The 14137-nt window shown below is 64.9% G+C and carries 9 protein-coding genes; 6 read left to right on the forward strand and 3 right to left on the reverse strand.

Going from position 1 to position 14137, the window contains the following annotated elements; translation table 11 throughout:
- Nucleotides 1-5 precede the first annotated feature (5 nt).
- The 3 genes from CXY83_RS04405 to def are packed head-to-tail and all read left to right on the forward strand — an operon-like array spanning nt 6 to nt 5352.
- Complete coding sequence (locus CXY83_RS04405; RefSeq protein ID WP_104196182.1) at nt 6-3410, forward strand: pyruvate carboxylase; 3405 nt, start codon at nt 6-8, stop codon at nt 3408-3410.
- 35 nt (nt 3411-3445) lie between these two features.
- A complete protein-coding gene (locus tag CXY83_RS04410; RefSeq protein ID WP_233200583.1) occupies nt 3446-4807 on the forward strand; it encodes a MinD/ParA family protein in 1362 nt (453 codons plus the stop codon).
- Nucleotides 4808-4860: 53 nt separating this feature from the next.
- The gene (def, locus tag CXY83_RS04415) at nt 4861-5352 is read left to right on the forward strand and encodes a peptide deformylase (RefSeq protein ID WP_104196183.1); all 492 of its coding nucleotides are present in this window, start codon (nt 4861-4863) and stop codon (nt 5350-5352) included.
- A 71-nt stretch (nt 5353-5423) separates the two neighbouring features.
- Here the strand turns inward: def and CXY83_RS04420 are convergent, their stop codons facing one another.
- Nucleotides 5424-7256, reverse strand: coding sequence for a long-chain fatty acid--CoA ligase (locus tag CXY83_RS04420; protein ID WP_104196184.1), 1833 nt, complete (start codon nt 7254-7256; stop codon nt 5424-5426).
- Between the two features lie 174 nt (nt 7257-7430).
- On the opposite strand from CXY83_RS04420, the gene CXY83_RS04425 reads away from it, so the two are divergent.
- From CXY83_RS04425 to CXY83_RS04435, 3 genes are all read left to right on the forward strand, one after another.
- Complete coding sequence (locus tag CXY83_RS04425; RefSeq protein ID WP_104196185.1) at nt 7431-8375, forward strand: ROK family glucokinase; 945 nt, start codon at nt 7431-7433, stop codon at nt 8373-8375.
- 86 nt (nt 8376-8461) lie between these two features.
- Nucleotides 8462-9151, forward strand: coding sequence for a 1-acyl-sn-glycerol-3-phosphate acyltransferase (locus CXY83_RS04430; RefSeq protein ID WP_104196186.1), 690 nt, complete (start codon nt 8462-8464; stop codon nt 9149-9151).
- 100 nt (nt 9152-9251) lie between these two features.
- The gene (locus CXY83_RS04435; RefSeq protein ID WP_104196187.1) at nt 9252-10622 is read left to right on the forward strand and encodes a class II 3-deoxy-7-phosphoheptulonate synthase; all 1371 of its coding nucleotides are present in this window, start codon (nt 9252-9254) and stop codon (nt 10620-10622) included.
- Between the two features lie 94 nt (nt 10623-10716).
- On the opposite strand, the gene pknB is transcribed toward CXY83_RS04435, so the two are convergent.
- Entirely contained in the window at nt 10717-12699 is a 1983-nt protein-coding gene (gene pknB / locus CXY83_RS04440; RefSeq protein ID WP_104196188.1) for a Stk1 family PASTA domain-containing Ser/Thr kinase, read from the reverse strand.
- Nucleotides 12700-12790: 91 nt separating this feature from the next.
- The gene (locus CXY83_RS04445) at nt 12791-14125 is read right to left on the reverse strand and encodes a LysM peptidoglycan-binding domain-containing protein (RefSeq protein ID WP_104196189.1); all 1335 of its coding nucleotides are present in this window, start codon (nt 14123-14125) and stop codon (nt 12791-12793) included.
- Nucleotides 14126-14137: the final 12 nt, after the last annotated feature.

Below are 14137 nucleotides of genomic sequence, written 5' to 3' on the forward strand. Positions count from 1 at the left end.
CTTGCATGTTTGAAAAAATCCTTGTTGCCAACCGCGGCGAGATCGCGATCCGTGCCATGCGCGCGGCTTACGAGCTCGGAGCAAAGACCGTGGCGGTGTTTCCGTTCGAGGATCGCAATTCATTGCACCGCCTGAAGGCGGATGAGGCGTACCAGATTGGTGAGGTGGGGCATCCGGTTCGGGCCTATCTCGACGTGAGTGAAATCATTCGCGTTGCCCAGGAATGTGGCGCCGACGCCATCTACCCCGGCTACGGCTTTCTGTCGGAGAACCCGGAGCTAGCCGATGCAGCCGCCGCTGCCGGCATCACGTTCATCGGCCCGGGCGCTGACGTACTCGAAATGGCCGGCAACAAGGTCACCGCAAAGGAACACGCCATCGCGGCCGGCGTACCGGTATTGAAGTCGACGCAGCCGTCGACCGATGTCGAACTCTTGATCAGCCAGGCCGATGAGATCGGCTTTCCCATTTTTGCCAAGGCCGTCGCCGGCGGTGGCGGGCGTGGCATGCGCCGGGTGGCGAAGAAAAGCGAGTTGCGGGGAGCGCTTGAAGAGGCCATGCGTGAGGCCACCAGTGCCTTTGGCGACCCGACGATGTTCCTGGAGGCTGCGGTGCTGCGGCCCCGGCACATCGAGGTGCAGATTCTGGCGGACGCTTCCGGCGAGACCGTGCACCTGTTCGAGCGCGACTGTTCGGTGCAGCGTCGGCACCAGAAAGTGATTGAAATCGCTCCGGCGCCGAACCTGAGCGATGAAATTCGGGTTCAGCTCTACGCTGACGCCATCAAGTTCGCCCGGTCGATCGGCTACGTCAACGCCGGGACCGTCGAGTTTCTGCTCGATACCGTTGGGGAACGCGCCGGGCAGCACGTCTTCATCGAAATGAACCCCCGCATCCAAGTGGAGCACACCGTGACTGAAGAGGTCACCGATGTCGACCTCGTGCAGGCGCAGATGCGCATCGCGGCGGGGGAGACCCTCGAACAGATCGGTCTGACCCAGGGGGAGATCCGCCTGCGCGGCGCGGCCCTGCAGTGCCGCATCACAACTGAAGACCCCGCGGCCGGGTTCCGCCCCGACACCGGTAAAATCACCACCTATCGTTCACCCGGCGGCGCCGGCATCCGCCTGGATGGTGGAACCATCAACACGGGCGCGCAGATCAGCCCGCACTTCGACTCGATGCTCGCCAAACTCACCTGCCGAGGCCGCGACTATGCGGCCGCCGTCGTGCGGTCCAAGCGCGCGCTGGCCGAGTTCCGAATCCGCGGCGTCTCCACCAATATTTCGTTCCTGCAGGCCGTGCTCGACGACGCGGACTTCGCAGCTGGCGACCTCAGTACCTCGTTCATCGACGAGCGCCCGGAGCTGCTGCGCGGTCGGGAGTCCAAGGACCGTGGCACCAAGATTCTCAACTGGCTGGCCGAGGTCACCGTCAACCAGCCCAACGGCGCGCCGCCGACCACGGCGCACCCGCGTGACAAGCTGCCACAGCTTGACATCACCCAGCCAGCCCCCGACGGTTCCCGACAGAAGCTGCAACTGCTCGGACCGACCCGGTTCGCCGCTGATCTGCGCGCGCAGACCGCGTTGGCCGTGACCGACACCACCTTCCGGGATGCCCACCAGTCGCTGCTGGCGACACGGGTACGCACCAAGGACCTCGTGGCCGTGGCGCCCTATGTCGCCCGGCTGACGCCGCAGTTGCTCTCGGTCGAAGCGTGGGGCGGCGCAACCTACGACGTGGCGCTGCGTTTTCTTGGCGAAGACCCCTGGGAACGCCTTGCGAGCCTGCGCGAGGCCCTGCCGAACATCAACCTGCAGATGCTGCTGCGCGGCCGTAACACTGTGGGTTACACCCCGTACCCGACCGAGGTCACCGACGCGTTTGTGCGCGAGGCGACCGCCACGGGTGTGGACATCTTCCGCATCTTCGATGCCCTGAACGACGTGTCGCAGATGCGGCCGGCTATCGATGCCGTGCTTGCTACCGGTTCCGCGCTGGCCGAGGTGGCCGTCTGTTACACCGGCGATTTGCTCGACCCGGCCGAAAAGCTCTACACCCTTGACTACTACCTGCGCCTGGCCGATCAGATCGTCGAAAGCGGCGCTCACGTGATCGGCATCAAGGACATGGCCGGGTTGCTCCGGCCGAGCGCCGCTGAGAAGCTCGTGGCGGCGTTCCGGGAACGCTTCGACCTGCCCGTTCACGTGCACACCCACGACACTCCGGGTGGCCAGCTCGCGACGCTGCTGGCCGCAGCCCGGGCCGGCGCCGACGCTGTCGATGTGGCATCCGCTCCCATGGCCGGCACGACCAGCCAGCCGTCTGCATCCTCCCTCGTAGCCGCTCTCGCCCACACCGAACGCGACACGGGTATTTCGCTCCGGGCCACAACTGACCTCGAGCCCTACTGGGAAGCCGTGCGCACCCTCTACGCTCCGTTCGAATCGGGCCTGTCGGCACCGACCGGCCGGGTGTACTCGCATGAGATTCCAGGCGGCCAGCTGTCGAACCTGCGCACCCAGGCCGTCGCGCTCGGGCTCGCCGACCACTTCGAACTCATCGAAGACATGTATACCGCCGCGAACGGCATCCTCGGCCGGGTGCCCAAGGTCACTCCCTCGTCGAAGGTGGTCGGTGACTTGGCCCTGTACCTGGCCGCGGTGAAGGCCGATCCGGCCGATTTCGAGCAAAACCCGGGCAACTACGATGTCCCCGACTCGGTCATCGGCTTCATGGCGGGCGAGCTCGGGGACCTGCCCGGCGGCTGGCCCGAGCCGTTTCGTTCCAAGGTACTCGCGGGACGTGAAGTGCGCGTCGGCATCACCGAGATCACCGCGGGGGAGCGCGCCGCGCTCGGCGCCTCGAGCCTCGAACGTCGCGCGATGCTCAACCAGTTGTTGTTCCCCGCGCCGACCCGCCAATTCCAACAAGTCAGGGAGAGCTACGGCGACCTCTCGGTTGTCGATACCGTCGACTACCTCTACGGCCTTCAGCAGGGCCAGGAGCACGCCGTCGAAATCGCCAAGGGTGTGCGGCTCTACGTGGGCCTTGAAGCGATCGGTGAAGCCGACGACAAGGGCATGCGCACCGTTATGACCATTCTCAACGGCCAGCTGCGCCCGGTGTTCGTGCGTGACACCAGCATCACCGTGCAGACCAAGGCCGCCGAGAAAGCTGATGCCAACCAGCCCGGCCAGATCGCCGCACCCTTCTCCGGCGTGGTCACCCTGCAGGTCGAGGAGGGCGCGCACGTCGAAGCTGGCCAAAGCGTCGCTTCGATCGAAGCCATGAAGATGGAAGCGGCGATTACCTCGCCCATCGCCGGGACCATCGAACGCGTCGCCATCCCGCTCACCCAGCAGGTCGATGCGGGCGATCTGCTCGTGACGGTGCGTCCACGCTAAGATTAATGCCGATATCGACCAGTTGAGGATGTACCGTGCCAGACAAACGTACTGACGACCAGAGCGCGCCCGCCCGCCCGGTGTCTGCCGCAAAGCGAACCCGCGACGAGCGCGATAATTTCGACACGCAGGGTGACGACTACCACAGTGAGCTACCGCCGCACACGATCGACAACCTCGCCGCGTCATTGCCCGAGAGCCTGAGCGTTCCGATCGAGGTGACGTTCGGGCCCCGACGCTCGGTGGCTGCAGCCGTTCGGCCGTCTTTTGTAGCGGGCAACGGAATCGAGACAACGCGTATCGTGTCGGCCCCATCCACGCACACCGTCGAAATCTCAACGCCAGCGCCGACCCGAGCAGCCGGCGCCAGTTTTGCCATCGAATCACTTTCACGAGCGGATGCTGCCTCTTCTGTCCGGCGCGACCGCATCCGCACCGAAAACAGCACAGCCCCCGAGTCCGCGTCCATGCTCACGTCTGATCGCCTGCTCGCGGTCAACCGCAAGACCCGCAAAGCGCCGCAGGGCGTCTGGCCTGAATTTGTCTACGCGCTGACGCTGCACCTGGTCAACCTCGGTGACTCCGCCAAGGTGCGGGCGTATAAAGAAATGGATGAGCGCATTCGTCGCCAGTTTGACGGCGGTACGCGGTTTGTGCCGATCCTCACCCGCAAGGGTGGCGTGGGCAAGACCACCGTCACGACCCTGCTCGGCATGGCCCTGGCCGACGCCCGCGACGACCGCATTATTGCCATCGACGCCAACCCCGACCGCGGCACGCTGTCCGAACGCGTCAGCAAGCAGACACGCTCGACTGTTCGCGACGTCGTCTCGAAGGCCGCGTCGATCGGCAACTTCACTGACTTTTCCTCTCTGGTCTCCCGCGACGAGACCCGCCTCGACATTCTTGCCTCCGATACTGACCCGTTGCTCTCGGAAGCATTCGATGAGAACGACTACAACGTCGTCGCCGATCTGGCCGCCCGGTACTACTCGATCGCGCTCACCGACTGCGGCACCGGCATCGTGCATTCGGTCATGCGGGCTACGCTGCAGCGCGCCGACTCCATCGTGATCGTCTCCGGCGGCAGCGTCGACGAGGCACGTTTGGCCTCTGAGACGCTCACCTGGCTCGAAGCAAACGGATACGGCGAGCTGGTGCGTAACGCGATCGTCGCGATCAACACGGCCACCCAGGGCACTAATCTGGTTCGGCTTGAAGAGATCGAGGCGCACTTTCGCTCCCGCGTGCGCGAAATCGTGCGGATTCCCTACGACCCGCAACTCGCCGCCGGCAGCGTCGTGTCGTACAAGGACCTGAAGCCGATCACTCGGCTGGCCGCACGCACCCTCGCCGAGCTCGTCGTTGAGGGCCTCCCCGCCGACCGCAACCTTTAGCCGGCCGCCGACTCACTCGCCGTTCACCAGCCGCCCTACCGAGGAGCTTCCCCGTGCCCGAACGCCAGATCCGTCTCTTCGGAGATCCGGTGCTGAAGACCGTCTCCGATCCCATCAACAGGATCGACGACCGGGTACGCGGTCTCGTACAGGACTTGATCGACAGCGTGCGACTGCCCGGTCGGGCCGGCGTTGCAGCGTCGCAGATCGGAACCAACCTGCGCGCCTTCAGCTACAACGTCGACGGTGTCATCGGCTACATTCTCAACCCCACGGTCGTCGAACTCTCCGGCGAACCCGAACTCGTCGACGAGGGCTGCCTCTCCGTTCCCGGCCTCTGGTACCCCACCAAGCGCTACCCGTTCGCCCGAGTCACCGGCATCGACCTCGACAACAATCCGGTCGAACTCTCCGGCACCGGCATCATGGCGCAAGCCCTGCAACACGAAACCGATCACCTCGACGGCTTTCTCTACATCGACCGCCTCGACAAAACCAACCGCAAGGCCGCGATGAAGGAAATCCGGGAGTCCACCTGGTTTTAGCCCCGCAACCACAGGTGGACCGAGCGAAGTCTTGAGTGCCTGTGAAATGAGGGCGGAGCCCAGCGGCCACGCTACTCGCGCAGCGAGATGCCCTCGGTCACCGGCGCCCCCGAATACATCGCGTCGATCTCGCCGCCGAAATCACGCAGAATAACGTTGCGTTTGATGCTCATTTTCGGCGTCAGGTGCCCGCTGTCCTCGGTGAGCTCAAGAGCGAGCACCGTGAATTTGCGAATCGACTCCGCCCGCGACACACCCTCGTTGGCATGGTCGACTGCGCGCTGGACTTCGGCGAGCACGGCTTTGTTGACGGATGCCTGCGCGAGCGACATGCCGGCATCCTCGCGGTTGTTGTTGAGCCAGACCGGCAGCATGTCGGGGTCGAGGGTGATGAGCGCGCCGATGAACGGCTTTTGGTCGCCCACAACGATGACCTGGCTGATGAGCGGATTCGCGCGAATGGGGTCTTCCAGCGCGGCCGGTGCCACGTTCTTGCCACCGGCTGTGACGATGATCTCTTTCTTACGCCCGGTGATGGTGAGATAGCCGTCGGAATCGAAGTCGCCGATGTCGCCGGTCTTCAACCAGCCGTCGTTAAAAGTGTCTGCGGTGGCTTGTGGGTTATTCCAGTACTCCTTGAAAACGTTGACGCCCTTGACCTCGATCTCGCCGTCGTCCATGACGCGTACCGAGACGCCCGGCAGTGGGGGTCCGACGGTGCCGATCTTGGCCCGCGTAGCCAGGCCCACATTGGCGGGGGCAGTCGTTTCGGTCAGGCCGTAGCCCTCCAGAATGACGATGCCGAGGCTCTTGAAGAAGTGGCCGAGGTGGGCGCCGAGCGGGGCGGAGCCGGAGACCGCCCAGACGACCTTGCCGCCCATGGCGGCACGCAATTTGCTGTAAACCAGCTTGTCGAACAGCGCGAATTTGATCTTCATCCCGAGCGGAATCGATGTTCCCGCCTGCACCAGCTGGGAATGCTCGACCGCCACATGCGCGGCAGCATCGAAGATTTTGCCCTTACCGCCGGCGATGGCCTTCTGCTGGGCCGAGTTGTAGACCTTTTCGAAGACCCGAGGTACCGCTAGTAAAAAGGTCGGTTGAAAGCTGCCCAGCGCGGCCAGGAGCGTCTTGGTGTCGCCCTGGTGGCCGACCCGCACCCCCGCGTGCACGCACAAGACCGAGATGAAACGCGCGAAGACGTGGGCGGTGGTGATGAACAAGAGGGTCGAGGCGCCTTCGGGGTGAACCAGTACCTCCTTGAGCGCGACCGCGGCATTGCGGCTGGTCTCGAGAAAGTTCGCGTGGGTGAGCACGCAGCCCTTGGGCTTGCCGGTCGAACCGGAAGTGTAGATGAGGGTCGCCATATCATCGCCCACGGCGAGATTACGGCGGCGTTCGATTTCCGTATCCGTCACGACGACGCCCCCGGCGACGAGCTTGTCGAGGTCGCCCAGATCGATCTGCCAGACCGAGCGGATGTCGGGCAGCTCCGGATGCACCTCATCAAAGCGGGTGAAGTGATCGGCGGTTTCGACGATGACCGCCATGGCGCCGGAGTCGCTCAGGTTCCACTGCACCTGTTTGGGTGAACTGGTCTCGTAGACCGGCACCAGAATTGCTCCGGCGAACCATACCGCGAAGTCGATCAAGGTCCACTCGTAGCGGGTCTTGCAGATGAGCCCGATCTTGTCGCCGGGCTCAATGCCGGCGGCAACGAAGCCTTTGGCCAACGCCACGACCTGCGCATGAAACTCCCGAGTGGTGACGGGTTGCCATTGGCCGCCACGTGGCAGTGAGAACAGTGCCAGATCGGGAGTCGCGGTAAGACGATCCATCAGAAGATCGGTGATGTTGGCGCCAGGATCGGCGGGAACGACGGCGGGCATATCAAACTGTTTCACGGCAACTCCTTTGGTACCGGCTGAACGTACCCACCGCGCAGTCGCGAGAGAATCCTTCGGTGAGCGGGTGTTTCGTCCAGCGGCAAACTGGTTTAGTACACTCTAGACGGTGTCCTGCGTGGCGGTCCGGCCCACGGACGCAGCTTTCCTCAGGCCGAGAAAGAAAGGTGGCCCGTGCGCGCCATAGGTATCGATATCGGGGGCACCAAAATTGCCGGAGCACTGGTCGACGAGGCGGGCACCATCATCCGGTCTGACCGGCAGCCGACCACGCCGGGCAACCCGGATGAGATCGAAGATGCCGTCGTGGCGATGGTGCTGGCGCTGTCCGAGGGCGAAGACGTTGTTGCTGCCGGGGTCGCTGCCGCCGGTTTCATCGACTCCGCCCAGTCGACCGTGTACTACGCACCGAATATCAACTGGCGCAATGAGCCGTTCCGCGACAAGCTCGAGGCTCGACTCGACCTGCCCATCATTATCGAAAACGATGCCAACGCGGCCGGCTGGGCGGAGTTTCGCTTCGGTGCCGGTCGCGCGTACACCGACATGGTCACCCTGACCGTCGGAACAGGCGTGGGCGGCGCGATCGTGACGGGCAACGCCCTGTTCCGCGGAGGTTTCGGCGCGGGCGCCGAACTGGGTCACCTCCGGGTCGTTCCGGACGGGCTTCCCTGTGGTTGCGGAGCCCATGGCTGCCTGGAGCAGTACGGCTCAGGTCGGGCGCTGCTGCGGATCGCCAACGAATTCGCCGATGCCGGCGGTATCGGCCTGGGCCTGGCCGCAGTCCGTGAACGACGCGGCAAACTCACCGGCAAAGAGGTGGGGCGGCTGATTCAGGACGGCGACGGCGGCGCTCTCGCGGCACTGCGTCAGCTGGGCGGTGCCCTCGGGCAAGCCTGCGCCAGCCTCGGCGCCGTGCTCGATCCGCAGGTGTTCGTGTTCGGCGGGGGAGTAGCCGCGGCTGGCGACCTGTTGCTCGAGCCGATTCGCGCGGCCTACCTCGATTTTCTCCCCGCCCGTGGCTACCATCCGGAAGCGGAGTTCGCCATTGCCCAGCTCGTCAATGACGCCGGTGTGGTCGGCGCGGCCGACCTCGCCCGAATACACGCGGTGCGCTGAACGGATGCCGTGGGCGGGGCCGGGCGCGGCATCTACTTTGCTGTGGCAGGCGGACTAAGCTTTCGAGGTCGGATAAAGGAGTGCGAATGTTCTATTGGGTCATGAAGAACATCGTCATCGGCCCGTTATTGCTCTCGCTGTTTCGCCCGTGGATCATCGGCCTGGAGAACATTCCGAGGACCGGCCCGGTGATCTTAGCCAGCAACCACCTGTCGTTCATCGACTCGGTGTTTCTGCCGCTCGTCGTGCCGCGCCGTGTTGCGTTTCTCGCCAAGAGCGACTATTTCACCGGCACGGGTCTCAAAGGCTGGGCCACGCGGCAGTTTCTCACCGCGGCGGGGCAGCTCCCCATCGATCGCTCCGGCGGTAAGGCCTCGGAGGATTCGCTGAACACCGGCCTGCGAGTGCTCGGCGAGGGCCGTATCCTCGGCATCTATCCCGAGGGCACCCGCAGCCCCGACGCTCGCCTCTATCGCGGACGCACCGGTGTGGCCCGAATGGTACTGGAATCGGGCGTGACGGTCATTCCGGTGGCCATGATCGATACCGAGAAGGCGATGCCGACCGGCACGCGCGTTCCCCGGGTGCGTCGCATCGGCATTGTGATCGGCAAACCGCTCGACTTCACCCGGTTCGCGGGCATGGCGGGGGACCGATTCGTCCTGCGCAGCGTCACCGACGAGCTCATGTATGAGTTGCAGCGCTTGAGCACGCAGGAGTACGTCGACGTCTACGCTTCCTCGGTCAAGGAGAAGCGGGCCAGCCTTTCGCGATAGGCTGCCTGAAGTGCTGTCCGCGCTTGTAGCGGTGCAGCACCTCATCCATTTCGGGTCGGTACACGTTGTACGGCCCAGCAGAGAAAACAGGAACTATCCCGTGGTAGACCCCACCGAGCCCATCGTTGCCGCAGAAGCCTCTGTCATCACGGGACTCGACCACTGGCGCACGCTGCCGATCAAGCAGCAGCCCACCTGGCCCGACGCGGCCAAGGTGGCGGCGGCATCCGCCGAGCTGGAGACCCAGCCGCCGCTGGTTTTCGCCGGTGAGGTCGACATTCTGCGCGACCGGCTCGCTCAGGCCGCGGGCGGGCAGGGCTTTCTGCTGCAGGGCGGCGACTGCGCCGAGACCTTCAGCGGCGCCACGGCCGATCAGATCCGCAATCGCGTGAAAACCGTGCTGCAGATGGCCGTTGTGCTCACCTATGGTGCCTCGATGCCGGTGATCAAGATGGGGCGCATGGCCGGACAGTTCGCCAAGCCTCGCTCGAGCGACTTTGAGACGCGCGGCGACGTGACGCTTCCGGCGTACCGCGGCGACATCGTCAACGGGTACCCGTTCACGCCTGAGTCGCGCGAGGCCGACCCAGACCGGCTGGTCAAGGCGTACCACACGTCAGCTTCGACCCTCAATCTCATTCGCGCGTTCACGCAGGGTGGCTTTGCTGACCTGCGCCAGGTGCACAGCTGGAATCAGGGTTTTGCCGCTAACCCGGCCAACCAGCAGTACGAAAAAGTTGCCAAGGAGATCGACCGCGCGATCAAGTTCATGATCGCCTGTGGTGCTGACTTCGAGGCCATGCGTCGCACCGAGTTCTACACCAGCCACGAAGGCCTGCTGATGGACTACGAACGGCCGATGACCCGCATCGACTCGCGCACCGGAACGCCGTACAACACCTCGGCCCACTTCATCTGGATCGGCGAGCGCACCCGCGACCTCGACGGCGCACACGTGGACTTTTTGTCACGCGTACGCAACCCGATCGGCGTCAAGCTCGGCCCGACCACCTCGACGGACGACATGTTGCGACTCGTTGACAAGCTCGACCCGAACCGCGAACCCGGCCGCCTGACCTTCATCACCCGCATGGGCGCCGGCAAGGTGCGCGACGCCCTGCCGCCGCTGCTCGAGGCCATCAAGGCCAGCGAAGCGACGCCGCTGTGGGTCAGCGACCCGATGCACGGCAACGGCGTCACCACGCCGACCGGTTACAAGACGCGTCGTTTCGACGACGTCGTCGACGAGGTCAAGGGCTTCTTCGAAGCACACCGTGCCGTTGGAACTCACCCCGGTGGAATCCATGTCGAGCTCACCGGCGACGACGTCACGGAGTGCCTCGGCGGTTCCGAGCACATCGACGAGGCTGCCCTGGCGACCCGGTACGAGTCGCTCTGCGACCCGCGCCTCAACCACATGCAGTCCCTCGAGCTCGCCTTCCTGGTGGCCGAGGAACTCGCCGCCCGCTAGCTCCTCTTCGGACGGGGCCCGGGCCCCGTCCGTGGGCCCAGTTTATAAACTGGGCCCACGGCCGTAAGGTGGGCCCGGGATCAGTCGAACGGGATCAGCCGAACGGGTTCGTCGGCTTGAGCGATATCGTGCTGCCCTTAGGCAATGACGTACCGGCTGCTGGATCTGTCGATGCTACTTGAATGAGCGAGGAGTAGATCGGTGCATCCGCGCCCGGATTGTAGGCAAGTTTGAAGCCGAGCGCGGTCAGGGCGTTCTTGCCGTCGGTCCAGGACATGCCGACGACATTGGGCACTGTGACCGGCTCTGGGCCGCGGGAGATGACCAGGGTGAGGGTAGCGCCCGCGCGAATGGTGCCATCGGGCACCTGCGCGCCGATGACGTCGCCCTCCGCGATCGTGTCGCTGTACGTCTGCTCACCCGAGACCACGAGCAGGTTCTTGCCGACCAGAATGTCGGTGGCCTCGGCCACGGTCTTGCCGTCGACGTTGGGAATGGAGCCGAGCGACACGACGAGATTCACGGTCAGGCCTTCGAAGTACTCGCCGCCGGCCGATAGGTCGGCGCCATCAGATTCCTTGCTCGCCGAAATGAGTGATCCCTCGGCCACATCGCCGTTGAAGACCGGATCGACGCTGCCCACCACGGCTTTCAGATCGGTGATGGCAGCGGATGCCGCCTCCTGCGTCAAACCGGCCAGGGCGGGCAGCGTGATGGGCTGCAGGCCCTGGGAGACAATGATCGTGACCGTGCTGTCTTGCGGAACCCGGCTGCCGGTATCCGGATCGGTGCCGATGACGAGCCCCTCGGCGATCGTGGCGCTGAATGCGCCGCCGAGCTTCGGGATCAGACCGAGTTCGGTCAACTGCGTCGACGCTGCCTCGGGGGAGGCCGACACGAAGTTCGGGACGGACACGTCTGACCCCGGGCCCGAACCGAAATACCAACCGGTACCGCCAAGGGCAACGGCGATGAGAATAACGAGGGCGAAAAGCCAGAACCCGCGGCGCTTGCGCTTGTGTGCTTTCTGCGTCAGCAGGTCGCCGCTGTCGGGCGGATCGACCGGACCGGTGCCGACCGGGTGAATACCGAGCAAGGTCGCGGCGGGAGGTCTGGTGGAAGCGAGCTTGGCGCCGAGAACCTGCGTTTCGGCATCCGCAACCGCGTTCGCGCCGGTGCGCAGGCTGGCGGGCAGCACCATGGTCGACTGCAAAGCCAATTCCTGAGTACCGTCGCGTACCAGCGCGCTCACGTCATGCAGTTGATCGAGCATGACTCTGGCATCTCGGGGACGATCTTCTGGGTCGCGCGCAGTAGCCCAGAGCACGAGTTCGTCGAGTTCGCGGGGAACGGAGGCGACCTTGCTGCTCGGCATCGGCACGGTGTCGTTGGCGTGCTGGTACGCAATCTGCATCGGTGCCTCGCCCACATAGGGTTGCTCACCGGTGAGCATTTCGAAGGTCATGATGCCGAGGGCATAGATATCGCTGCGTGCATCCGCGATACCGCGGGTGACGAGCTCGGGAGAAAGATAGGCGATGGTTCCGAGCAGGGCCTGGCCGGTCGCGGTGTTGTTGTTGACCGCGCGCGCCAGGCCGAAATCGCTGATCTTGATGCGGCCGTCATCGGCGAGCAGCACGTTCTCGGGCTTGACATCGCGGTGCACGATACCCGCCTTGTGGGCGGCGGCCAGCCCGCTGAGCACGGCTTCGAGAATATCGAGCGTCTGCTCGGGGGTGAGGCGACCGTAATCCTTCAGCAGGTCCCGAAGGGTGATTCCGGGAAGGTACTCCATCACGAGATAGGCCATGTCCGCGTCCTGACCCTGGTCGAAGACGTTCACGACGTTGGGGTGGGCGAGCCGGGCGGCCGACCGGGCCTCCTGAATGAAGCGGACCTTGAACGCGCTGTCGTCGGCGAGATGGCCATGCATGATCTTGATCGCGACCCGGCGTTCGAGGCGCAGGTCGGTGGCCAGGTAGACCGTGGCCATGCCGCCGCGCGCGATACGCGAGCGCACTTGATACCGGCCGTCAATAAGACGGCCTATCATCGGGTCGGTCGCAGGAACGCTCACTCCTAGATTCTACGGAAATCGGCGGCGGCCAAGGCGCGCGGCGCGCAGAAGGGCGCCAGCCAAGTCGGGGGCCACAGGGTCAACTGCCAAGCTAGCCGATTTGGGACAGCCATGCCTGCGCTGACGTTTCCCACTTGGCGTAATAGTCCGGGTAGGCCGATATTTGCACGGCCTGGGCAGCTTGGGTCACAGTCATCGACTCCCAACCCGCGATGTCGAGCAGACCGCGGGTCACGTCCGGGTTCGGGTTGCTTGCCCCGCCGAAAAAGGCGAGGCTGGCCCGCACGGGATCCATCACCTGCTCCGGCGTACCCCAGCCGGCACTCGGGCGTTGTTGGAACAGGCCGAGGGAATCCCGATCGCCGTAGTCCACATTCCGCAGCCCGGATTCCTGGGCGGCCGCGGCCAGTGCGACGACGAGACCGGCATCGCTCACACCGGCTCCCCGCCCAACGGCCACGATCGTCTGGGCGTTCTGCCGCATCTCCTCTGACATCGGAGTCACGAGACCCGCCGTTGCCACGGGAATTAGTGCAGCTGCTGAGACGGATGCCGGTGCCGGCGTGACCGGCAGAGTCAAGACCTGTCCCGGATAGATGATGCTCGACCAGCCCAGGCCATTAGCGTCGAGCACCGCCTGCACGCTCACCCCGGCCGCGTCAGCCACTGCGGTGATGGTGTCGCCCATGGCGATGGTATGGGTGGCTGCTGCGGCGATCTCGGTGACCGGCACGACATACGCCGCCGACTCCAGCGCTGGAGACGCCGCGAGGAGGATGAGCTGTCCGGGGTAGATGACGCTGCGCCCGTTCAGTCCGTTGGCGCTGAGAATGTCGGCGGTCTTCAGCGAATGGGCGGCAGCGATGCCGCTGATGGTGTCGCCGCTTCGCACCGAGTACGAAGCGGATGCTGCCGGCGCGGCCACGACGGTGGCTGGCGCCGCCGCCGGGGCCAGGGTCAAAACCTGGCCCGGAAAGATCAGGGCCCGGGAATCGAGACCGTTCAGTGCCAGCACGACCGCCGTCGACAAGCCGAACCGGGCGGCGATGCCGCTCACGGTGTCGCCATCCACGACCGAGTACCGGTCAGGGGCAACCTGGACGGCAGCGGCCACCGCGGCCACCATCCCTATGGGGCTGGTCTCGACGAGCTTGGACTTGAGCGGCTTCTTCGCCAAGGCCTGTGCCTGGGCTGGGGCGGCCAGGTTGAGGCTGATCGCGAGGGTGCTGACCAGCACGATGGGCACGGTCAGCGATGCCGAGAGGGAACGCAGGTCACTGGGCTTCTTCGCACGCCGCTTTGCCGCGGCGTCGATACCGACGAAGCTGCGACCGGAGACGGCGACGCTGCCTGCGTCGTCAACGGCCGCACTTCGAGCGGCGGATGCCGCGGCATTCGCCGTATTCGTGTTCACCTTGGTCGACATGGTGCTCCGTTC

The sequence above is a fragment of the Cryobacterium sp. M15 genome (assembly GCF_002929675.1).
Lineage (GTDB): Bacteria > Actinomycetota > Actinomycetes > Actinomycetales > Microbacteriaceae > Cryobacterium > Cryobacterium lyxosi.

What these genes read in the sequence shown, in the direction of transcription:
- CXY83_RS04405 (WP_104196182.1), top strand. Translation starts at nt 6, where the DNA reads ATGTTTGAAAAAATCCTTGTTGCCAACCGCGGCGAGATCGCGATCCGT.
- CXY83_RS04445 (WP_104196189.1), bottom strand. Translation starts at nt 14,125, where the DNA reads ATGTCGACCAAGGTGAACACGAATACGGCGAATGCCGCGGCATCCGCC.
- CXY83_RS04430 (WP_104196186.1), top strand. Translation starts at nt 8,462, where the DNA reads ATGTTCTATTGGGTCATGAAGAACATCGTCATCGGCCCGTTATTGCTC.